Origin of the sequence: Pseudohalioglobus sediminis (genome assembly GCF_008370495.1) — a bacterium.
GTDB lineage: Bacteria > Pseudomonadota > Gammaproteobacteria > Pseudomonadales > Halieaceae > Halioglobus.
The window spans coordinates 34,903-57,111 of record NZ_VTUX01000009.1 but is presented as its reverse complement, the minus strand read 5'-3'; the positions used below and the strand labels follow the sequence as shown (position 1 = coordinate 57,111).

Here is a 22,209-nt window from a genome sequence, read left to right as displayed (position 1 = left end):
TGTGGGGGCTACCTGTCGCGCCGGGCGCTGGTAAGGGCCGCATAATATACGCAATAAGCCCGGGGGAGGCTACCGTGGCCCCGGGCTGCGCATATCGAGAATATAGGGGTATTCACCGGCCGGTTCTTCGGGCGGTGGCTCCATGGGCCGCGGTACGGCGCCGTCGGGGAAAAACTCGCGCAGGGCGGAGACTTCCGGCATGGGGATAAATGGCCCCTGGCTGTGGCTGACGGAATCGAAACGGTTGATGCGGCGCGACTCTGCCTCGAAGGCGTTGACCGGGAAAACATCGTAACTGCGGCCGCCAGGGTGGGAAACATGATAGGTACAGCCGCCCAGGGAGCGTCCATTCCAGGTGTCGATGAGATCGAAGGTGAGCGGCACATGCACACCAATGAGCGGGTGCAGTGCAGAGGGCGGTTGCCAGGCGCGGTAGCGCACGCCTCCTACGTACTCACCGTGCACCCCGGTACTGCGCATGGGTACGCGCCGGCCGTTGCAGGCCACCACGTAGCGGCCCTCGCTCAGGCCGGTGCAGCGTATCTGCAGGCGCTCCACGGAAGAGTCGACATAGCGTGAGGTGCCGAAGCTGGTGGTCTCTTCGCCGAGCACGTGCCAGGGCTCCACGGCCCAGCGCAGTTCCAGTTCGATATCGCCCAGCTGTACGCGGCCGTAGTGCGGGAAGCGGAACTCCTCGAAGGGCAGCAGCCAGTCCAGGTCGAAGGCGAAGCCGTGTTCACGCAGGTCATTGACCACATCCTTCATATCTTCCCAGATGTGGTGCGGCAGCATGAAGCGGTCGTGCAGTTCGGTACCCCAGCGCACCAGTGGCTTGTGGTACGGCTTCTGCCAGAAGCGCGCGACCAGGCAGCGCAGCAGCAGCGCCTGCACCAGCGCCATGCGCGGATGGGGCGGCATCTCGAAGCCGCGAAACTCGAGAATACCAAGACGTCCTGCGGGCCCCGAAGGCGAGTACAGCTTATCGATGCAGAACTCGGCGCGGTGGGTATTGCCGGTGACGTCGATCAGCAGGTTGCGCAGCAGGCGGTCCACCAGCCAGGGCTGGGGTACTTCCCCTTCCGTCATCTGGGCGAAAGCCACCTCCAGCTCATACAGCATCTCATCGCGGCCTTCATCAACCCGCGGTGCCTGCGATGTGGGGCCTATGAACATGCCGGAAAACAGGTAAGACAAACTGGGATGGTGCTGCCAGAACGTGATCAGGCTGCGCAACAGGTCGGGGCGGCGCAGCATGGGGCTGTCGGCGGGCGTGGCGCCGCCGAGGGTGATGTGGTTGCCGCCGCCGGTGCCGGTGTGGCGACCGTCCAGCATGAACTTCTCGGTGGACAGCCGCGACAGGCGCGCCTCTTCATACAGCGCGGTGGTGTTATCCACGAGTTCCTGCCAGTTACTGGCGGGATGCACGTTGACCTCGATGACACCCGGGTCCGGCGTGACCAGCAGTTTCTGGATGCGCGGGTCCTTCGGTGGCTCGTAGCCCTCAATGATGACCGGCATCTGCAGGGCCGCGGCGGTTTCTTCGACCGCGGCGACCAGCTCAACATAGTCCTCCAGGTACTCAAGCGGCGGCATGAACACGTAGAGCCTTCCCGCGCGGGCTTCGATGCACATGGCGGTGCGCACGACCTGCTCGTACTCAGGCTCCTGTAACGGCTCGTCGGCGTGCTCGTCAGCTTCGTGGAATTGCATGTCCTCGCGTTTTGCCAGGCCCTTGCGCGGTTCAAAGGGATCGCGCTGCGGGCGGAACAGGTCGGCCTTCTCGGCCAGTTCCGGCAGGTCCGCCAGCGGCAGGCGCAGACCCATGGGCGAGTCACCCGGTATCAGCGTGATGCGTTCCCGCTTCATCGGCCACAGGCTGGAGTGCCAGGTATTCTCGACCAGCGGCCAGCCGGTGTTGCGTGCCAGCGGCAGTACCATGCCTGTAGGTATGCTGAAGCCGCGTTCAATCAGTCGCGCCAGCCGGCGGCGATCCAGGTCGCTGCTGACCCGGTTGGAGAGTATGTCCAGGTTTTTGGGCAGGTTCTGTTCCTGCATCAGGTAGTGAATGCCATCCTCATAGGCGGGCTGGCTGCAGGCCCGCGGCAGGCCCAGCAGGTCGCAAAGCTTGCGGCCAAAACGAATGCAGTCCTTGATCTCCCGCTGGTAATCCCTGTCCACGCGGGCCAGCAGGCTGTGGTCCTGCCACAAAGGTTCACCGTCCTTGCGCCAGAATACCCCCAGCGCCCAGCGCGGTACCTCTTCTCCGGGGTACCACTTGCCCTGGCCATAGTGCAGCAAACCCTGGGGAGCAAAGCGATCCCGCAGGCGCAGCAACAGCGTCTTGGCCAGGCTGAGCTTGTCATCACCGAGGGCGTCGGTGTTCCACTGTGCCGATTCCATGTCGTCGACCGAGACGAACGTCGGTTCGCCGCCCATGGTGAGGCGCACGTCGTTGATGTCGAATATGGCGTCTACCGCGCCGCCCAGGGCGAGGATGTGGGCCCATTGCTCTTCGCTGTAGGGCTTGGTGACACGCGGGTCTTCCAGTATCCGCGTCACCTCGTTGCTGAAGTCGAATTCCACCTCGCACTTGTCGGTAGCGCCGGCGATAGGGGCTGCCGAGACGGGGTGGGGTGTGCAGGCAAGCGGGATATGGCCTTCACTGGCGAACAGGCCCGATGTGGGGTCCAGGCCAACCCAGCCCGCGCCGGGCAGGTACACCTCGCACCAGGCGTGCAGGTCGGTGAAATCCTCTTCGGTGCCCGAGGGGCCGTCCAGGGATTTCTCGTCGGCTTTCAACTGCACCAGGTAGCCCGAGGCAAAGCGGGAAGCCAGGCCCAGGTGCCGCAGCAGCTGCGCCAGCAGCCATGCGGAGTCGCGGCAGGAGCCCTTGCCTCGCTCCAGTGTTTCCTCGGGTGTCTGCACGCCCGGTTCCATGCGCACCAGGTACTCGATCTGCTGCTGTATGCGCTGGTTGATCTCTACCAGGAAGTCATTGACCGGCATCTCTTCGAGGTCGATCCCGGCCACAAGCTCGCTGAATAACGGGCCGTAGTCGTTTTTTTCCAGGTACGGCTGCAGTTCCTTGCGCAATTGCTCGGGATAGGTAAACGGGAAGCTCTCCGCGTATTCCTCGAGAAAGAAATCAAAGGGGTTGATCACCGTCATGTCAGCGATCACTTCCACGTCCACCTCAAACTCGGTGCACTTTTCCGGGAACACCAGGCGGGCGAGGTAATTGCCAAAGGCGTCCTGCTGCCAGTTGATGAAATGTGTATCCGGCTTGATCTTCAGGCTGTAACTGTGGATGGGCGTGCGGGAGTGGGGCGCCGGTCGCAGTCGCACGGTATGCGGTGACATGTTGACGGGCCGGTCAAACTTGTAGGTTGTCCGGTGGTTGATTGCTACGCGAATCGTCATTTAGGGTACCGCAAATGGTTGCGTGAATGGATGTTCAGGCCTGGTCAGTCAGGAACCAGGCTACGTTGATTTCTTCACCCAGGGCTAGCAAATTGGCCTGGAACCTGTCGATGAACCGGTGCATGTCACGGCGACCGGCAGCTTGTGGGTCAAAGCGCGACAGGCTGCGGCGTGAGCGGTTGATCACCCTCAGGGCATTCCTGTTGTTGCGCATGGGTACCAGTTCCTCGCGTATCCCGCCGAGGCAGAACCTGAGAGAGCGCGGCAGGGTGGGGTCGCGGAAAATAAAGTCCACGGCTTCAGCACCCTCGACCATGGGGCCGACAGTACGGCGATAGGTCTCCATCGCCGACAGCGAGCTCAGCACGCTGGCCCAGACCAGGGGGTCCGTGGTGCTGGGATTGCGCTCTTCATTCATGAGCGCGCCGATACCCGCATCCAGTACCCGCGTGGTCATGTCCGCCCGTTCCAGTAGATGGCCGATTTTGACAAAGCGGTACGCGTGGTCGCGACAGAGCGTGGACGTCATCAACCCGTTGATCATCTGGCAGCGCCCGATCAGCTGGTCAAAGAAATCGTGGCGGTTGCGACGCCCCACCGAATTGGCCGCGTGCTTCTCGGTGTACAGGTACAGTTCATTGACATGCTCCCAGACTTCCGACGGTAGCACATCTCGCGTGGTACGGACGTTTTCCCTGGCTGCGCGTATAGATTGGGCAATACTGCTGGCGTTGCTGTGGTCGGCAATGAGGAATTTCAACACGTTGGTTTCATTGGCTACGCGGTAATGCTCGCCAAAGCTGTGTTGCGCATCCAGGGTTTGCAGCAATACGTCCCAACCCGGCTCCGAGCCTGCCGGGATATCCATGATCAGGTGAGTGTAGGAGCGCAGCAGGCGCGCGGTATCTTCTGCCCGCTCGAGGTAGCGGGCCATCCAGTAAAGCCGTTCGGCAACGCGGGAGAGTAATCTCATTTCGAGCCCTCCACGATCCAGGTGTCCTTGCTGCCGCCGCCCTGTGACGAGTTCACCACCAGGGAGCCCTTGACCATGGCGACCCTGGTGAGGCCGCCCGGTGTCACCCAGGTGTCCCTGCCGCTGAGAATGAACGGGCGCAGGTCGAGATGCCGGGGTTCCACCTTATCGTCGATATAGGTCGGTGCGGTGGACAGGGACAGGGTGGGCTGGGCGATATAGTTGCGCGGATTTTTCTCGATAAGCTTGGCAAATTTGGCGCGCTGGGTCTTGCTGGCGTGCGGGCCCACCATCATGCCGTAGCCCCCGGACTCATTAGCCGGCTTGACCACCAGTTTGTCCAGGTTTTCGAGCACGTATTCCCGGTCCTTTTCTTTCATGCACAGGTAAGTCTTGACGCTGTCGATCGCAGGTTCTTCCTTGAGGTAGTAGCGAATCATGTCCGGTACGAATGCATACACGACCTTGTCGTCTGCCACCCCCGCACCGGGCGCGTTGGCGATCGCGACGTTGCGTGCCTTCCAGGCGCGCATGATGCCGGGCACGCCGAGAATCGAGTCTTCGCGGAATGCCTCGGGATCGAGAAAATCGTCGTCGATGCGACGGTAGACCACGTCGACCCGCTCGGGACCGTCCACCGTGCGCATGTACAGGCAGTCGTCATCGTCTACGAACAGGTCCGAGCCCTCGACCAGTTCGGCACCCATGCCCCGGGCCAGGAAAGAGTGCTCGAAGTAGGCGGAGTTATAGATGCCGGGAGTCAGTACCACGATGCAGGGGCGGCGGCGCTCGCGAGGCGAGAGTGAGGCCAGCGTGCTGTACAGGCGCGACGGATAGTCATCCACTGGCTGGATACTGTAGTTTTCGAACAGCTCCGGCAACACGCGCTTGGTGATCTCGCGGTTTTCCAGCATGTAGGACACGCCGGAGGGCACACGCAGGTTGTCTTCGAGTACGTAGAATTTGCCGTCCTTGTCGCGCACCAGATCGGTGCCGCAAATATGCGCCCATGCGCCATAACGGGGCGACATGCCAGCGCATTGTTCCTTGTAGTTGCCGGATTCGAGCACGGTCTCCGCCGGCACGATACCGTCCTTGAGGATCTTCTGTCGGTTGTAGACATCATCAATGAAGGCGTTCAGCGCACGGGTGCGCTGGGCGAGGCCGCGGCTGACCCTGGCCCAGTCCTTGGCCGTGATAATGCGTGGAATCATGTCAAAGGGCCAGGCCCGGTCTATGTTCTCGCCCTCACTGTAAACCGTGAAGGAGATGCCCATGTCCAGGATGGCCATTTCCGCCGCCGAGCGCCTTGCCGACATTTCTTCCACCGACAGGTCCTTGAACAGGTTTACTGCGCGCCTCGCCGCCACGCGCGGCTTGCCTGCGGCGGTGACCAGTTCATCGTAGAACGGCCCGGTATCGTAGGTTTTCCAAGTGTTTTTCATGTGTCCCCTGAATAAGGTGATGCGCGCGCACTCCTTCAGTGCACATGCAATGAGCGCGCCACAGTTAGTGGTATAGTTGAAAGGGTCCGCAACTGCAATAAGTAACCTCGCCTGCGCTAACTTTCAGTGTATTCGCTACCGGCGCCCAGCGGCCAAATAATGAACGCGATTCGCTTCTTTGCGCCGTGCTTTTTCTGTAAAATGCGCCGCTTTCCATCCAGGGGCTTCAGGCTCCGCCAGCAGTCGGGAGACATCCATGTTCGACAACAGCATGACCATTGAAGGATTTGACGACGAAATTTTCGCTGCCATCAGCAAGGAAGAGCGTCGCCAGGAGGAGCATATCGAACTGATTGCCTCCGAGAATTACGCCAGTCCACGGGTCATGCAGGCACAGGGTACCGCGCTGACAAACAAGTACGCGGAAGGCTATCCCCACAAGCGCTACTACGGTGGCTGCGAGTATGTTGACCAGGCGGAAGAGCTGGCCATCGAGCGCGTCAAGGCGCTGTTCGGCGCGGACTACGCCAACGTGCAGCCGCATTCCGGCTCCCAGGCCAATGCGGCCGTGTTCCTCGCCCTGCTGCAGCCCGGGGACACCATTCTGGGCATGAGTCTCGCCGACGGCGGCCACCTTACCCATGGCGCCAAGCCCAACTTTTCCGGCAAGACCTACCACGCCGTGCAGTACGGCCTCAACAATGACACCGGCGAGGTGGATTACGACCAGGTAGAAGCCCTGGCGCTGGAACACAAGCCGAAAATGATCATCGCCGGCTTTTCCGCTTACTCGCAGGTCATGGACTGGGCCCGCTTCCGCGAAATTGCCGACAAGGTTGGCGCCTACCTGCTGGTGGATATGGCTCACGTGGCAGGTCTCGTCGCCGCGGGTGTTTATCCGAACCCGGTGTCCCATGCCGACGTGGTGACCTCTACCACCCACAAAACCCTGCGCGGTCCCCGTGGCGGGATTATTCTCGCCAGGGCCAATGAGGAACTGGAGAAGAAGTTTAACTCCGCCGTGTTCCCGGGCGGCCAGGGCGGCCCGCTGATGCACGTCATTGCTGCCAAGGCGGTCTCTTTCAAGGAGGCGGCCACCCCTGAGTTTGTCGAGTACCAGAAGCAGGTGGTCAGGAATGCCAAGGCCATGGCCGCTACCTTCATCGAGCGCGGGATCAACATCGTCTCCGGCGGTACCGAGAATCACCTCATGCTGGTCGATCTCATAGGCAAGCCCTACACCGGCAAAGACGCCGACGCAGCGCTGGGTGCGGCCAACATCACCGTCAACAAGAACGCGGTGCCCAACGATCCGCGCTCACCGTTTATCACCTCCGGCCTGCGTGTCGGCACGCCCGCTATTACCACGCGCGGTTTCGGCGAGGAAGAAACCGCGCAGCTGACGCACTGGATGTGTGACGTGCTGGAGTCCCTCGAGGCAGGTAATTCCGAGCAGGTGATCGAGGAGGTGAAGGGCAAGGTGCTGGAGATTTGTGCGCGCTTCCCGGTATACGGCTGACTACCTTGGGTCGCCAGTGGCTGTCGTGATCGGGCTTGAATTCCGAAATCAGACCAGCTTTTTCAATTGTTCCACGGTGATGCTCAGGGGAGCTGTGGTCAAGTAGGCTTGCAGGTGCGTCTGCAACTGCTCCGGATCCAGGGTCATTCCGTCTCGCGACTGGCGGCGCAAGGTCCGCGCGAGTCCATTCACAGCCTTTCGCGGATTGACGCGGCGGGCGCCGGGTTTACGGGTCTCGCGATCTATGAGGGTGAATTTCCCTGCTGAATCGACGATCACGTCCTTCATGCGCACCGAGGTGAAAAAACCGTGGCTGTGCAGGCGCCCGATCAGCTCCCCCAGGCTGGACAACAGCCTGGCTTGCTGGTCTCTGTCAGCCTGCTCAAAAACCTTGTCCAGCAACTCGCCGGGAACTTCTGGTGTCAGCAGGAAGCTGTAGTCCAGCACGCCACGCCTGCTGTGCTCACCCGTCGCAGCGACCTGCATAACGCTAATGTCGGCGCTTGCCAGGGCGTTCACCTGTATCATTTCACGCCAACAATAGTGGTGCGGCATCCTGAGAGAGAGCAGTGACTCGATTGAAGGTCCGATAATGGCTTTGTGCACGCTCTTTAGATAGTAGGTCTCGCCGGCAAGCTCAAGCCTGTGTGTTGTGCGCCCCTTGTCATGGGCTATCAGGTCTCCATCGGAGGTAAGCGCTGACAGGGACTTGAAATCGCAGCACTGTAGATCGTTGAGGCGCTTTTTGAAAATTGGGTTGATGTATAGACGCTGCATCGCACCATTATAGATAGGGGGCCCGCGACGGTCGATGAAGTTCTGAGCCGCAAACTGACGGGAGGATAGCGGCAATAATCCCTGCAGGGCGTCTGGTAAGGCCTTGATATGTTAAAGTTCTGCCATGTAGCTAAAGGTGAATAATCCATGCACTGTCCATTCTGCGCCGCCGAAGATACCAAAGTTATCGACTCCCGCCTCGTCGCCGAAGGCGATCAGGTCCGCCGGCGCCGCGAGTGCCTGAGTTGCGCTGAGCGTTTCACGACCTATGAGGTGGCCGAACTGGTGATGCCTCGCGTGATCAAGCAGAACGGCAATCGCGAACCTTTCGACGAGGCCAAGCTGCGCGCAGGCTTCACTCGCGCGCTGGAGAAGCGTCCGGTGCCAACTGAAGACATCGAAGCGGTGATCAACAAGATCAAGCACGCCCTGCGCGCCACCGGTGAACGGGAAGTGAACTCGGTGTTCCTCGGCGAACTGGTAATGGAGAACCTGAAGCGGCTGGACAAGGTGGCGTATGTCCGCTTCGCGTCGGTCTATCGCAGTTTTGAGGACATCTCTGAATTCCGCGATGCGATCGATTCCCTGGAATCCGAACCGCGGCCGGAATAATCCCTGCCCATGTCCGGTGAATTTGACACCCTGATGATGGCTCGCGCGCTGCAACTGGCGCGCCGCGGCCGCTACTCGGCGATGCCCAACCCTCATGTGGGTTGCGTCCTGGTGCGCGAGGGTGCCGTGGTCGGAGAGGGATTCACCCAGCCTGCCGGCGGAGACCATGCTGAAATTCAGGCGCTCAGGCAGGCCGGGGACCAGGCGCGTGGAGCCACCGCCTACGTTACGCTCGAGCCCTGTTCTCATCATGGCAAAACCGGCCCCTGTGCGCTGGCACTGATCGAGGCAGGAGTAAGCCGCGTGGTGGCGGCAATCGAGGACCCTAATCCACTGGTTGCCGGGAACGGCTTCGCCCGCCTGCGTGAGTCTGGCGTGATCGTGGACAGCGGCTTGCTGGCCGATGAGGCGCGCGCGGTGATACCCGGGTTTATTGCGCGCATGACGCGCGGCCGTGGCCGCGTGCGCATCAAGCTGGCGATGTCCCTCGACGGTCGTACCGCTATGGCATCCGGGGACAGCCAGTGGATCACCGGACCTGCTGCGCGTGCTGATGTCCAGCGCCTGCGGGCCATGAGCTGCGCCGTGGTAACCGGTGTTGGCACGGTGCTGGCTGACGACTGTTCCCTCAGCGTACGCGCGGCGGAAACCGGCCTGCCCGAAGCACAGGCGCAGCTTGCCAGCGTGCGCCAGCCGCTGCGCGTGGTGCTCGATTCAAACCTGCGCACGCCCCCTGCCGCGAAAGTGCTGGATGCCACGGCCCCCAGCCTGCTCTGTCACGCCATTGACGCCCCGGTGCCCGCGGCAATCGCCGCTGCCGGTGTCGAACTGCTGCCCCTGGCACGGGACCAGAAGGGACTGGACCTGGCTGCACTGTTGCAGCATCTCAACCAGCGGCAGAGCAATGAAATTCTGGTAGAATGCGGGCCCCATTTGGCAGGTGCGTTCCTGAGCGCAGGGCTGGTGGACGAATTGATCGTGTACATGGCGCCGGTGCTCATGGGCAGCGATGCACAGCCGCTGCTGCATCTGCCGCTGCAGAAGATGGCCGAGAAAGTGCCGCTGAAGATTGCGGATATGCGCAGGGTCGGGGAAGACTGGCGTATCACCGCGGTGCCATCTTTACGGGCGTGACTGGTGTCGCGAAACGGCTGCGAACCGGGTAACCGCTGCAGGCGTTAATCAATAACGCGCCCACTATGCGGTGGCGGTACATTGGTGTTACAGCTTTTACAGGAATCACTATGTTTACAGGCATTATCCAGGCTGTCGGTGAAGTGGCGGCAATGCAGCCCTCCGGTGGTGATCTGCGACTGCGTATCAATACCGGCAAACTTGATCTGGGCGATGTGGCGTTGGGCGACAGTATCTGCACCAACGGCGCTTGCCTGACGGTGATTGAACTGCCTGGGGACGGCTATTGGGCCGATGTATCGGTCGAGACCCTGAACTTCACCACCCTCGGCGCACTCAAGCCGGGCTCACGGGTGAATCTTGAGAAAGCCTTGACGCCTGCGAGCCGTCTTGGCGGCCACATAGTCTCCGGCCATGTGGACGGTGTGGGAGAGGTAGTCAGCCTGCACGAGGACGCACGCTCCATACGCTTTGTACTGCGCGCCCCGGATGATCTGGCCAGGTACATCGCACACAAAGGCAGTATCACCGTCGATGGCACCAGCCTGACGGTCAACGCAGTGAACGGTGCTGAGTTCGAACTGAATATCATTCCCCAGACCGTGGCCGAGACCATTTTTGATGAATACCAGCCCGGTACGCGGGTCAACCTTGAGGTCGACCTGATCGCCCGCTACCTGGAGCGATTGATGCAGGGGGAGGCCGCAGCGCACAGTGCCGGTGACGGACTGTCCGCGGAGACACTGGCCGAGAACGGCTATTTGAATAAGTAGCGCGTCTTGGTCAGTGCCAGCGGTCCGCGCCGGAACGCGGGTTGCTGCAGCGTGTCAGGTCAGTTGCCTGCCACGGGGCTTTTGCTGACGCGCCAATGACCAGAGTAAACAGTATGCAAGTAAACACCGTAGACGAACTGATCTCAGACCTCCGCCAGGGCCGTATGGTGGTGCTGGTCGATGACGATACCGACAGCAATAACGAAGGCGTGGTAATGGTCGCGGCGGAGCACTGCGACGCCAAGCACGTGAATTTCATGGCGCGCAAGGCTCGTGGCCTGGTCTGCCTGACGCTTACGGAGGAGCGCTGTCGCCAGCTGGACCTGCCTCCCATGGTTGATGACGCGATGGGCGAGAAGGCCAACTTCACGCTTTCCATCGAGGCGGCGGAGGGAATCGATACCGGCATTTCTGCGGCCGATCGTGCGCTTACCGTGCAGGCGGCTGTGGCGCCGCACGCCGTGCCCGAGGATATCGTACAGCCGGGCCACATCTTTCCGCTGGAAGTGGTGCCGGGAGGCGTGCTCACGCGCGCCGGGCATACCGAGGCGGCATCAGACTATGCGCGCCTCGCCGGCTTGCTGCCCGCCGCTGTCATTGCAGATATTCTCACGCCCGACGGCACGCTCGCCGACGGCCCCGCACTGGCCGAGTTTGCGGCTAGCAACGGCCTGAAGATCGGCACCATCGCCGACCTGATTCATTTCCGCATGGTGAACGAGCGGACCATCCGGCGGGTACGCGAAGGCGAGATCAATACCGCCTACGGACAGTTCAGGCTGACCGCCTATCGCGACCAGACCGAGGGCAACGTGCACCTGGCCCTGTCCCGCGGCGACATTACACCGGATCAGCCGACCCTGGTACGCGTGCACGTGCAGTCGGCGATGCGCGATATGTTGCACTGTGAGGTGGAGGACCATCCTGGCTGGAGTATCAGTCGTTGTATGGAGAGACTGGCCCGGGATGAGCGTGGTGTTATCGTGCTGCTGGCAAAGGATGAAAGCCCTGAGCGTTTGCTGGGCAGCATAGACCTTGCCCTCGGCGCGGCGTCATCTGCGGCGGTAGCGGCACCTGACACCTACACCACTGTTGGCCTGGGGTCACAGATTCTGCGCGACCTGGGTGTGGGAAAAATTCATTTGATGGGCGCGCCGATCAAGTACAATGCAATTTCGGGTTTCGACCTGGAAGTGCTGGATTTCGTTGATCCCGAGGGCTGAACCCGGGCGTTAGGACCAGCGTCATAACGGGTAGCGCAGGGGCAGGCACAGGCTGCCGTCCCTGCAGTGAGGCTGCTGCGGTTATGACGCGGTGACAAGGAGTAAGCAGAAACATGAGCGATATAAAGACCGTAGAGGGTGACTTCACCAGCGGCAAGGGCAGCTACACGATCGTCGTTGGCCGCTGGAACAGCTTCGTGGTGGAACACCTGTTGGAAGGCGCGGTGGACTGCCTGCGTCGCCATGGCGTCAGCCGCAGCCAGATTACCATCGTGCGGGCTCCCGGCGCGTTTGAGATTCCGTTGGTATGCAAGCAGATAGCGGCCAAGGGTGAGGTCGATGCGATTATTGCCCTGGGGGCAGTAATTCGTGGCGGCACCCCGCATTTCGAGTACGTGGCCGGTGAATGCACCAAGGGCCTGGCTATGGTCAGCATGGAATACGGCGTGCCGGTTTCCTTCGGTGTGCTCACAGTGGATACCATTGAGCAGGCGGTGGAGCGCTCCGGCACCAAGGCCGGCAACAAGGGCGAAGAGGCCGCCATGTCAGCTTTGGAAATGGTCAGCCTGATGCAGAAGCTGGGCTGAATGGGCAAGACCACACACAACACCCTGGCCGCGGAGCGTCGCAAGGCGCGGCACTATGGCATGCAGGCGCTCTACCAGTGGATGATGGCCGGGGCGGCCCTGTCCGATATCGAGGCGGAGTTCCGTGCCGAGTACGACTTTTCCCACGTCGACCTGGAGTACTTCCAGGCCCTGCTGCACGGTGTGCCGGGGCAGGTCGAGGAACTGGAGGCGGTATTTGAGCCGTTGTTGGACCGCAGCCTGAAAGAGCTGGACCCTATCGAGCGCACCCTGCTGCGCATGGGCGTATTCGAGCTGAAAGACCGTATTGATGTGCCCTACAAGGTGGTCATCAATGAAGAGGTGGCCCTGGCCAAGAAGTTCGGTGCCAGTGAAAGCCACAAGTATATCAACGGCGTGCTGGACAAGGCCGCGCGCCAGTTGCGCAAGGCCGAAACCGGTACCTGAACGCCGTGCATGTTCACGATAGTGATGGCTGGCTGGCGCGGGACCTTTTCATCGCTGGTCACTGATCCATGCCCGCTTCCGAATTTACCCTGATTTATCGCTACTTTGCCGCGCTCGGGCGCGGCGACGCCGTGGACCTTTCCGTGGGCGACGATTGTGCGCTGCTGCGCCTGGAGCCGGGTGAACGCCTGGCCACCTCGGTGGATACGGTGGTGGAGGGCGTGCACTTTCCCGCAGACACCTTCCCCGAGGACATCGGTTTTCGCGCGGTTTCTGTTGCCGTGTCAGACCTGGCGGCCATGGGCGCCAGACCACTGGGCATGACCATCGCCCTGACCCTGCCCGATGCAGACGAGTTCTGGTTGAACGCCTTCAGCCAGGGCGTTGGCCAGGCTGTTTCCGAATACGGGATACCGTTGGTGGGCGGAGACACGACACGGGGTCCATTGAGCATCACGGTGCAGGTACTCGGCGCCCTGCCACTGGCAGAGGCGTTGTTGCGCACCGGTGCGCAGGTGGGTGATGTGGTGTATGTATCAGGTTGCCTGGGCGATGCGGCCGCTGCGCTGGCCTTCCTCAACGATGAATGGCGACCGTCAGCTGCGGCAGCGGAGTATTTGCTACAACGCTTCAACCGGCCCCGGGCCCGCCTGGACCTGGGGGCACAGTTGCTGGGCCACGCCAGCGCCTGTATTGATATTTCCGATGGCCTGCTCGCCGATGCGCAACATATTGCCGCTGCCAGTGGCGTTGGTTTGCGCATAGACCCGGCCAGGGTGCCTGTTTCCCCGGCGCTGCAAGGCTGCGATGACCAGGAGCAGGTGCTGAAGTGGGCGCTGGGGGGTGGGGACGACTACGAACTGTGCTTTACCCTGTCGGCCGGCACCAGCGCGCCGCAAAGCTGCACCGCCATAGGTGAAGTGGTGGCCGGGGAGGGCGTTGACGTGGGTATGGAGCTTGACTTTGCCGGCGGCTACCAGCATTTTTAACTGGCGCGGTGATGACCGTGATAATAACAGGTGACGGCTGATGCCCCCGACCATCAAACCCGATTTACTCGCCTCGCCCGCACAGTTGCTGGCCTTCGGTTTTGGCTCCGGGCTGGCGAAGAAGGCGCCGGGTACTTTCGGCACACTGGCGGCAGTGCCACTTTTCTGGCTGCTTTCCCATCTTTCCCCGGGCCTTTATCTCGTTGCGGTGCTGCTGGCATTTGGCCTCGGCGTGTGGATATGCGATGTCGCCAGCCGGCAGTTGCAGGTGCATGATCATCCCGGCATCGTCTGGGATGAATTTGTGGGTTACTGGATTGCCATGTGGGCACTGCCAGTCAACTGGCTTTGGGTGCTGGCTGGATTCGCCGCGTTTCGCCTGTTCGATATATGGAAGCCCTGGCCCATTGGCCTGTTGGATAAACGTGTGGACGGTGGGCTGGGCATCATGATTGATGATGTGGTGGCGGGCCTGATGGCCTGCGCCGTGTTGCACCTGGCGCTGTGGTGGTTGGGCTGATGCCGGAGAACGCGTTACGTGCACTGGCCCGGCGCGTACAGGCTTCGGTCCCGTCTGCAGGCCCACTGCATCTCGCACTGGGGCTATGCCTGTACTGCCTGTTGTGCGTGCCTGTATTGGCGAACCCCAACATCGAGATCGAGGGCCTGATGCCGGGTGCGGCGGTGCTGAAGGTCGATGGCGAGCGTAAAATGCTGCGCGAGGGCCAGGACTTCAAGGGCGTGAAGCTGGTTGCGGTTTACTCGCGCACGGCGACGCTGGAGGTCGCGGGCAAGCAGCTGGTTCTCGGCCTGTCACAAAAGGTAGGCACCAATTACCAGCGTCCCGCTGAACAGGTGGTCACCATTGCCCGCGACGCGAGGCTGCAGTATCGCACCAATGCGCAAATCAATGGCCGGCAGCTGCAGGTGCTGGTGGATACCGGGGCCAACATGGTGGCGATGAATGAGGCGGAGGCCTCCCGCCTTGGTATAGACCTTGGCTCAGCGGCGCGGGTGCAGGTGGAGACGGCCGCCGGAGTGGTGCCGGCCTGGAGTGTCACCCTGCGCAGTGTGGACGTGGGCGGTATACGCATCGACAACGTGCCGGCAACGGTGATTTCAGGTGAGTTTCCAGGCACGGTCCTGTTGGGTATGACCTACCTGCGCCATGTAAAATTCGAGGAAAATCAAGGCATTCTGACCCTGAGCCGCACCCACTGAGGACCCTCGCCCAAGCCCGGTCAAACTGTTAGAATACGCGCCCATTCGGTACGGATACACTCCCTTTGAGTACACGCTACGTAGAGTCCTCCCGCCTGCCCACTGCATGGGGCGAATTCGACATGCATGGCTTTGAGGATGCTGACACCAACAAGGAGCACGTGGTGCTGACCATGGGCGACGTCGCTGATAGCGAACCAGTGCTGGCGCGGGTGCATTCAGAGTGCCTGACCGGTGATGCCCTGTTCAGCATGCGCTGTGACTGCGGCAAGCAGTTGCAGGCGGCGCTGGAGGCGATCGCCCGGGAAGGGCGCGGTGCGCTGTTTTACCTGCGCCAGGAGGGGCGTGGTATCGGCCTGTTGAACAAGATCAAGGCCTACAAGTTGCAGGACGCCGGTGCGGATACGGTGGAAGCCAACGAGCAGTTGGGGTTTGGCGCCGATATGCGTGACTACAGCATTCTCAAGCCGATGTTTGAACATCTTCACATTACCGCGGTTCGCCTGATGACCAACAATCCACGCAAGGTGGCCGCTCTGGAAGAGCAGGGTGTTCAGGTGGTTGAGCGAATTGCCTTACACACCGAGAGCAACCCCCACAACGAAAAGTACCTCAGCACCAAGGCGGGAAAGCTCGGGCATATGTTTGAGGGGCAGGGTTAGCAAACCCAACCTTACCCCTTCCCCCTAGCGGTCGCGCTCGACGATATAGCGCGCCAATTCCCGCAACTGATCAGCCGATTCCCCGAAACCTGACAGCGCGTCCAGCGCAGACTGGAGTAAGTGCTGCGCCTCGGCTTTGGCGCCGTCCAGGCCGAGTAGCTTCACGTATGTCGGCTTGTTGGCCTCGGCGTCCTTGCCCTGGGTCTTGCCCAGCGTCTCGGTATTACCCTCCACATCGAGTATGTCGTCCACCACCTGGAAGGCCAGGCCAATGTGGCAGCCGTACTTATCCAGCGCAGCCAACTGCGCTTCAGTGGCATTGGCGGCAATGCCGCCCAGGGCCAGGGATGCCCGGATGAGGGCCCCGGTCTTGAGCATATGCATGGCGCGGAGCTCCTCCAGGGTCATTTGGGAATCTACCGCCTGGATGTCGATATACTGGCCGCCGACCATGCCCTCCATGCCGGAAGCTTTTGCCAGTACCCGGATCATGCGCACCTTCTGCTCCGCCGTGAGGTCGGGTGCATCGGCCAGCAGCTCGAAAGCCCTGGCCTGGAGGCCATCACCCACCAGGATCGCGGTGGCCTCGTCGTAGGCCCTGTGCAGGCTGGGCTTGCCCCGGCGCATGTCATCGTCGTCCATGGCGGGGAGGTCATCGTGGATGAGGGAGTAGGTGTGGATGAGTTCCAGGGCAATCGACGTGGAATGGACTGCGGGTTTGTCTGCGTCGCCAATGCTGACAGCACTGGCAGCCGCCTGTGCCAGAATAGGTCGGATGCGCTTGCCACCGTTTTCACAAGCGTAACTGGAAGCGCCGAGAAGGCTGTTTAAAACCGATTCAGATGCTGGTGCGGTTTTGGTACTGCGATCAAACACTGCCAAAAGTTGAGCCTGCAATTCATCCCGGCCGGCCTTGATACTATCGGTGAGCCCGGCTGTCACTCTATATCCTTATCATCTAGCGCTGCGGTATCTGCGGCCTGTCCCGCCGCGGTGAGTGTCTGTACTTTTTGTTCCATCTCCTCCAAGAGCTTCTGGGCATGGCGCACGAGAGTGATGCCCGATTCGAACGTCCTGAGGGCGTCGTCAAGACTACGACTCTCGTCTTCAATTTCAGTTACCAAGCCTTCGAGTTCACTTATCAGCGCGCTAAAATCGTGACTCTTCTTCTTTCCTGCCATTAAAGTTCGCCCTCTGAGGAATTCGGGTTGGAACCTAGATTATACTCGATATGGGTCGAACCAGTGCGAAATGACGTTTTAGAGCGCCGTGTTTTGAATTCTACGGAATATCGATCAATAACTGCCAAGGAGCATGAGTGGTGGCATAATGTCTGCGTATAGATGATCTATTAAAGTAAGCGAATATCACATTGTTATTGCTCCGCCCAATAGATATTTATCGTGCTCCTCCGTTCAGGCCCTGCTTTTAATGCGTACGAGTAAACCGAGAGATAGCAGAATCGGGCGGACGGTCATCAAGATTAGTAGCTTCTATCTGCTTAATGTTCCTTTGGTCTTATTGTCGAGTATTATCTTGGCAAGGCTTCTGGGTCCCGAAGACTACGGTCGATACTCATACGTACTTTCCCTCGTCTCAATTATATCGTTACCGCTGGTCGCTGGGTTCCCTCAGTATCTAACCAGATCTATTGCCACTAGCGTGCAGGCAAAAAACTGGAGTGAATACAAAGGGCTCGTAATATTTTCTGTCGGATTTGTCACATCTTGCGGCATCCTTTTCTACTTAGTCTCATTCATCTTAGGTCGGGTGGTGTCATCTCCAGAATCTGATGGAGACCTGTCTTTCCTATTATCTATTGCGCTGCTGGCCCTCCCTTTAAATGGCCTCATAGCTGTTTTGACTGGTGTCCTCCGAGGAGAGGCGCGTCCAGAGACGCCAGAGTTTTCGAAAAAGCTTCTTCAACCCCTGCTTCTCTTGCTGCTTTTGGTCTCGGTATGGTTCGTAGATTTCTTGAATCTGATGGTCGTGTTATGGATTCAGGTAGCCATATCCCTAGTACTCTTTATCTTTTTGTTCGCGAAGACGATTTTGCATTCTTCGCTTAGGGGAACACATAGCATACGTCCTGAATTTAAAGTTGCTAGTTGGTTTGCCGGTATTGGACCGTTCATGCTGATCGGTGTGTTTACCACTTTTAGTGCTGAGATCGGAATTCTCATGCTTGGCTCCATGAGCGATGATTCCGACGTGGCCGCTTTGCGAGTGGCACAACGCGCAGCTGGATTTATTGCGCTACCGCTGGCAGTGATGAATCCGGTTCTATCTCCGAAGGTTGTACAATTCTATAAGTGCAACGATACGGTCTCGATGCAGTCGATGTTGCGAGAATTTACTCGGAAAGCCTTTGTATTTGCGTTTTCTTTGGGTGTCATATTGGCACTATTTGGAGAAAATCTGTTGAGCATTGCCTACGGTGCTGAGTACTCAGTAATAGCTTATATGCCCATGCTCGTTCTGGTTTTTTCGAACATCTGTAATGTTGCATTTGGTTCAGTAGGTATGGTGCTGTCCATGACTGGGTATGAGCGAATCACCCTTCTCGGGCAACTAATCGGGCTTAGTACAACGGCCGTTGCAGGTTTTATTTTTATCCCTTCTTATGGGAGTGTGGGCGCAGCGGGCGCAATGCTGGCCGGAACTTTTTCCTGGAATCTATTTTTGAGTATCCAGGTCAAGAAAAGATTGGGAGTATCTTTTGGCGCATCAAAAAGTTACAAATAAAATGAAGTTACTAGTTATTGGTATCGATGGTGGTACGACAAAAATTCTGGAGGGAATGCCGATGCCCTTCACGAAAAAGCTACTGAGCGAAGGTAAGCAACAACGCATGAATGAAGACTTGCTTAGCAGAGGCTGGGCAGAAATTCTTACTGGACACCACGCAAGTACTACAAGTGCGTTCTATATGATGCCCTTTTGTGATCATTCATATCGGTTTTCAATAAGCTATAACCAGAAAGACTTGTCTACAAAGAGAGGCGTGGTGCCCATCTGGAAGCTGCTGAATGAGCGTGGTTACTCAGTTGGTATTATGAACGTGCCGACAACTGCACCTGCCCCCACGGTGAACGGGTTTGCGGTCGCAGGCGGTGGCGGCGGCTTGAAGGCATCCGGGGGTATTTCTGAGTCGATGGTCTATCCAAAGAAAATCGCTAAGCTCCTGAATGAACGAGGGTACGTTGCGGATATCAGGTTGCCGGGTAATTGCGCTACCGTTTCAGAATTTGCGACTAAGATCACCAAGGCGCAGAGCTGCCAGAAGGATTCCTATTTAGACCTTTGCAAGCAAGACCAGCCTGAATTTGGCTTTTTCTGCTTCAGGATGACAACGGAGTTGCAATATCTCGCGAAGTCAGAGATAGATCGGTATGTGCTTGGCTCACGTGAGGGCACGAGTTCATTCGACGAAAGACGTAACCTGGCCCCGACTCTGGCTAGTTTAATTGAGCACTACAAACACATGGATAACTGCATACGAGATCTGTTTGAAGCCCTAGACCCAGATCATTTCATGATCTTAGGAGACCACAGTACGGCGTCGTTTCTTCACGAAGTTAATCTCGATATCTGGCTGCAGCAAAACGATTTTCTTGAGTTAATGGGGACGTGGGAGGATGCAATTGATGACTATTCTTATAAGCTGGCCAGGTTAGGTAATCGTTGGATGGCTCGGCTTGGCTTATCAAAGCCTTGGCTGTCACATCGGCGACCTATCACACGTTTTTCCAGACGCCGCACTCGCGCTTTTTCAACATTCTATGACACTGGTAACTTTGCCGGTATATATATAAACGATAGTGATAGGTTTCGAGGTCCGGTCCACGGCGTCACAGCAATGGAGGAGCTTGTTGCGGATTTGTGTTCTAAATTTAATGAGACGCCGGAGGCGAAACAGTACGGGATGGTTGCTACCCCTTATAGAGCCAAATTCGCAGAGGAAAAATACTGCCAATATATGCCCGATATAAGGATTGAGAAGCCTGATACGATGTATTTTTCGGGTAGACGGCCCAGTTTCATTACATGTAACCCGCATTATGGTGAACTGTCGGAAAAACTGGAAGGCGTGAGATATCCTCATACCGGTCTCAAGGGTAGCGACCCGGTGTTTTGCATATCTCCCGGCTTAAGTCACTTAGTTGATGTAGAAAGCGTTTCAGATTTAACGCTTGCGTATAGAATATGCGATCGCTTGTTTGACTAGGGTTTATGCCTTGGATTGGATTTCGTAGTGTCACAGAATATTGCAATACTGACCCAACCTTTGAAGCACAACTATGGCGGAATGCTTCAGGCTTTCGCTTTGCAAAGAGTTCTGGTTAGCAGGGGCCACCGAGTCGTGACAATAGATAGGCAACCAGATCTCCTTCCGCTATCGAACTGGAAAGGCTATGCCATCAAAAAATCGATAAAGAATATTTTGGGTATGGATCGGCCTGATCCTGCGCGTTTTAAGAATACGCTCGAGTTTATAGGCGCTAATATTGTAACGACTGAGCCTGTAAGGTCTTCTTCTGAACTTAAGAGAATATTTTTGGATAATGATTTCGATACCGTGGTTGTTGGTAGCGATCAGACGTGGCGGCCGAAGTATTCTCCAAACATCTACAACTATTTTTTGGATTTCGCTGCTGATATGCCTGTTCGCAAGCTGGCTTACGCTGCTTCGTTCGGTACTGATAAATGGGAGTTCTCCCCAAGGCAGACACGTCTATGTTCAAATTTGGCCAAACGTTTTGACGCTATATCAGTAAGAGAGAGTTCAGCGGTTGTACTCAGCCGTGAATTTTTAGGCGTCGAATCTACTTGTGTGCTTGATCCAACACTACTGCTTGCTCCTGAGCAATATCTTTCGATGGCAAGTGTTGATACGCGAATTTCAAGTGGGTCAACTGTTAAAGTTTTCGCATTCTTCCTCGATAGGAATATAGAAAAAGAGAAAGTTTGGCGCTCAGTGGCTATGGCGCTTGGAGAAAATGATGGTCAAGATTCTAAGATATGGGATCTCCACTATGAAAAGATTGGCCAAAAAAAAGTGGCTGTAATGCCAAGTGTTGAGTCCTGGATAAGGTCTTTCGCTGAGGCGGATTATGTCATGACCGATTCCTTCCATGGCTGTGTCATGGCGATAATTTTTCAGAAGCCGTTTGTGGTTTTCGGTAATCGTGTTAGAGGAGTGGCGCGATTTGACTCCTTACTGGGTGGTTTAGGTCTTGCGCGAAGACTGGTTCCATGTGACTTTGAGAATGTTATGCAAATTTTTCGAGAGTCAATAGATTGGACTAGCGTGTGGCACGATCTCGCCGCGCAGAGAGAGCAGTCTCTCGACTTTCTCGAGGATGGCCTGATTGACGGATAGATCTTTAGCAGCGCGAAGTGGAACTACTTCTATAAGTGTTTCTGTTGTAGTGCCATTCCATAATCCAGGTTGCTACTTGCGTACCTGCATTCAATCATTACAAAATCAGACTCTTCAAGGTATTGAGTTCATCCTTGTCGATGACGCCTCGATAGATGGTTCTTCGAGTAACATCAATGATCTAGTTGTGGGCGATTCTCGTTTCCGACGCATTACCCTTGAAAAAAACGTTGGAGCTTATCGGGCTCGAGCCGAAGGCGTTATGGCAGCAAGAGGGGCGTACATCGGGTTTGTCGACGCAGACGACACCATAGAGCCACGAATGTACGAAGTGTTGGAGGGTGTCGCGAAGGATCGTTGCGCTGATATTGTGATATGTGAAGCCGTCGAAGTGGCCGCCAATGGTAAAGAAAATTTCAGAGCAAAATTTGGTGGTAGTACGTCGCACAGTGAGAAGCTTCTCAGCTCATTTTGTTCCGGGCAGTTCGGCACGAATGCGTTGTGGAATAAATTGTATGACCGAGAGCTGATTCGTCAGTTCGCAACCTTACCGTTTAGGTGGCGGCAGGATATCAGCGAGGATACGATTATTAATATTGGCTGTTTCAACAAGGCCAGGCATGTGGTCTTGGTTGATCAACCTCTTTACCGGCATGCATGGAATGAGACCAGTGTAACTAGAGATCAGGATCGCCTGTCCATTTATATTCAATTGTTTCGTGCCTATGCGCTGACACTCGAACAGTACCCAGAACTGTCCGAAGACTGTATGCAACAGATCACGGTGATGTTCGGTCATCGATTGCACAAGGTTGCACGTGGAATCTCCAGCTTGGAGATGGACGAAAAGGAAAAGGTGATGTTTTTGGAGGGGATTGATTTGGCCGCATCTATTTACCCTCAAGGCCTGTTGCGCTTGATGACGTCGGACTGGAGAGCAAAGCATGTCACAGGTTCATTGAAGGGTGCATTAACGGAATATTTCCTCGCCTCAAGGAATGTTTGGCGTACTATCCGGTACCGCTGCTAGTGGTAAACACCGGG

At 57.7% G+C, this 22,209-nt stretch carries 21 protein-coding genes; 15 read left to right on the top strand and 6 right to left on the bottom strand.

The features are described from left to right. Positions 1 to 69 precede the first annotated feature (69 nt). The 3 genes from F0M18_RS16755 to F0M18_RS16745 are packed head-to-tail and all read right to left on the bottom strand — an operon-like array spanning position 70 to position 5,838. A complete protein-coding gene (locus F0M18_RS16755) occupies positions 70 to 3,420 on the bottom strand; it encodes a transglutaminase family protein (RefSeq protein ID WP_149612618.1) in 3,351 nt (1,116 codons plus the stop codon). A gap of 34 nt (positions 3,421 to 3,454) precedes the next feature. Continuing rightward, complete coding sequence (locus tag F0M18_RS16750) at positions 3,455 to 4,393, bottom strand: alpha-E domain-containing protein (RefSeq protein WP_149612617.1); 939 nt, start codon at positions 4,391 to 4,393, stop codon at positions 3,455 to 3,457. Continuing rightward, the gene (locus F0M18_RS16745; protein ID WP_149612616.1) at positions 4,390 to 5,838 is read right to left on the bottom strand and encodes a circularly permuted type 2 ATP-grasp protein; all 1,449 of its coding nucleotides are present in this window, start codon (positions 5,836 to 5,838) and stop codon (positions 4,390 to 4,392) included. Before F0M18_RS16745 ends, F0M18_RS16750 begins: the two co-directional genes overlap by 4 nt. A 256-nt stretch (positions 5,839 to 6,094) precedes the next feature. On the opposite strand from F0M18_RS16745, the gene glyA reads away from it, so the two are divergent. Next, complete coding sequence (glyA, locus tag F0M18_RS16740) at positions 6,095 to 7,357, top strand: serine hydroxymethyltransferase (protein ID WP_149612615.1); 1,263 nt, start codon at positions 6,095 to 6,097, stop codon at positions 7,355 to 7,357. A 48-nt stretch (positions 7,358 to 7,405) separates the two neighbouring features. On the opposite strand, the gene F0M18_RS16735 is transcribed toward glyA, so the two are convergent. Beyond that, positions 7,406 to 8,134: a lipopolysaccharide kinase InaA family protein gene (locus tag F0M18_RS16735; protein WP_149612614.1), complete on the bottom strand. Its 729-nt coding sequence runs from the start codon at positions 8,132 to 8,134 to the stop codon at positions 7,406 to 7,408. Between the two features lie 147 nt (positions 8,135 to 8,281). Here F0M18_RS16735 and nrdR point away from each other — a divergent pair, with 147 nt between their 5' ends. The 10 genes from nrdR (at position 8,282) to ribA (ending at position 15,782) form a co-directional block, all read left to right on the top strand. Further along, positions 8,282 to 8,746: a transcriptional regulator NrdR gene (gene nrdR / locus F0M18_RS16730; protein ID WP_149612613.1), complete on the top strand. Its 465-nt coding sequence runs from the start codon at positions 8,282 to 8,284 to the stop codon at positions 8,744 to 8,746. 9 nt (positions 8,747 to 8,755) lie between these two features. Then, positions 8,756 to 9,880: a bifunctional diaminohydroxyphosphoribosylaminopyrimidine deaminase/5-amino-6-(5-phosphoribosylamino)uracil reductase RibD gene (ribD, locus tag F0M18_RS16725; RefSeq protein WP_149612612.1), complete on the top strand. Its 1,125-nt coding sequence runs from the start codon at positions 8,756 to 8,758 to the stop codon at positions 9,878 to 9,880. A 110-nt stretch (positions 9,881 to 9,990) separates the two neighbouring features. Further along, a complete protein-coding gene (locus tag F0M18_RS16720; RefSeq protein WP_149612611.1) occupies positions 9,991 to 10,653 on the top strand; it encodes a riboflavin synthase in 663 nt (220 codons plus the stop codon). A 113-nt stretch (positions 10,654 to 10,766) separates the two neighbouring features. Further along, positions 10,767 to 11,876 carry a 3,4-dihydroxy-2-butanone-4-phosphate synthase gene (gene ribB / locus F0M18_RS16715; protein ID WP_149612610.1) on the top strand — a complete coding sequence of 370 codons (1,110 nt, stop codon included), beginning with the start codon at positions 10,767 to 10,769 and terminating at the stop codon, positions 11,874 to 11,876. A 113-nt stretch (positions 11,877 to 11,989) separates the two neighbouring features. Continuing rightward, positions 11,990 to 12,463: a 6,7-dimethyl-8-ribityllumazine synthase gene (ribH, locus tag F0M18_RS16710; protein ID WP_149612609.1), complete on the top strand. Its 474-nt coding sequence runs from the start codon at positions 11,990 to 11,992 to the stop codon at positions 12,461 to 12,463. Beyond that, the gene (nusB, locus tag F0M18_RS16705) at positions 12,464 to 12,910 is read left to right on the top strand and encodes a transcription antitermination factor NusB (protein ID WP_149612608.1); all 447 of its coding nucleotides are present in this window, start codon (positions 12,464 to 12,466) and stop codon (positions 12,908 to 12,910) included. It begins immediately after the preceding gene. Positions 12,911 to 12,978: 68 nt separating this feature from the next. Next, entirely contained in the window at positions 12,979 to 13,899 is a 921-nt protein-coding gene (gene thiL, locus F0M18_RS16700; RefSeq protein ID WP_149612607.1) for a thiamine-phosphate kinase, read from the top strand. Between the two features lie 40 nt (positions 13,900 to 13,939). Then, positions 13,940 to 14,419 carry a phosphatidylglycerophosphatase A family protein gene (locus F0M18_RS16695; RefSeq protein WP_149612606.1) on the top strand — a complete coding sequence of 160 codons (480 nt, stop codon included), beginning with the start codon at positions 13,940 to 13,942 and terminating at the stop codon, positions 14,417 to 14,419. Beyond that, complete coding sequence (locus F0M18_RS16690; protein ID WP_262500980.1) at positions 14,419 to 15,120, top strand: retropepsin-like aspartic protease family protein; 702 nt, start codon at positions 14,419 to 14,421, stop codon at positions 15,118 to 15,120. Before F0M18_RS16695 ends, F0M18_RS16690 begins: the two co-directional genes overlap by 1 nt. Positions 15,121 to 15,185: 65 nt before the next feature. Then, positions 15,186 to 15,782, top strand: a complete 597-nt coding sequence (ribA, locus tag F0M18_RS16685; RefSeq protein ID WP_149612605.1) for a GTP cyclohydrolase II — start codon at positions 15,186 to 15,188, stop codon at positions 15,780 to 15,782. Between the two features lie 24 nt (positions 15,783 to 15,806). Here ribA and F0M18_RS16680 read toward each other — a convergent pair whose 3' ends face one another. Continuing rightward, positions 15,807 to 16,724 carry a polyprenyl synthetase family protein gene (locus F0M18_RS16680; RefSeq protein WP_149612604.1) on the bottom strand — a complete coding sequence of 306 codons (918 nt, stop codon included), beginning with the start codon at positions 16,722 to 16,724 and terminating at the stop codon, positions 15,807 to 15,809. Beyond that, entirely contained in the window at positions 16,721 to 16,963 is a 243-nt protein-coding gene (xseB, locus tag F0M18_RS16675) for an exodeoxyribonuclease VII small subunit (RefSeq protein WP_149612603.1), read from the bottom strand. Before xseB ends, F0M18_RS16680 begins: the two co-directional genes overlap by 4 nt. A 250-nt stretch (positions 16,964 to 17,213) precedes the next feature. Here xseB and F0M18_RS16670 point away from each other — a divergent pair, with 250 nt between their 5' ends. The 4 genes from F0M18_RS16670 to F0M18_RS16655 are packed head-to-tail and all read left to right on the top strand — an operon-like array spanning position 17,214 to position 22,195. After that, positions 17,214 to 18,527, top strand: coding sequence for an oligosaccharide flippase family protein (locus F0M18_RS16670; protein WP_149612602.1), 1,314 nt, complete (start codon positions 17,214 to 17,216; stop codon positions 18,525 to 18,527). Continuing rightward, a complete protein-coding gene (locus tag F0M18_RS16665) occupies positions 18,502 to 20,010 on the top strand; it encodes an alkaline phosphatase family protein (protein WP_149612601.1) in 1,509 nt (502 codons plus the stop codon). The genes F0M18_RS16670 and F0M18_RS16665 overlap by 26 nt, the downstream gene beginning before the upstream one ends. 27 nt (positions 20,011 to 20,037) lie before the next feature. Continuing rightward, the gene (locus F0M18_RS16660; RefSeq protein WP_149612600.1) at positions 20,038 to 21,165 is read left to right on the top strand and encodes a polysaccharide pyruvyl transferase family protein; all 1,128 of its coding nucleotides are present in this window, start codon (positions 20,038 to 20,040) and stop codon (positions 21,163 to 21,165) included. After that, positions 21,155 to 22,195: a glycosyltransferase gene (locus F0M18_RS16655; RefSeq protein WP_149612599.1), complete on the top strand. Its 1,041-nt coding sequence runs from the start codon at positions 21,155 to 21,157 to the stop codon at positions 22,193 to 22,195. The genes F0M18_RS16660 and F0M18_RS16655 overlap by 11 nt, the downstream gene beginning before the upstream one ends. Positions 22,196 to 22,209 lie beyond the last annotated feature (14 nt).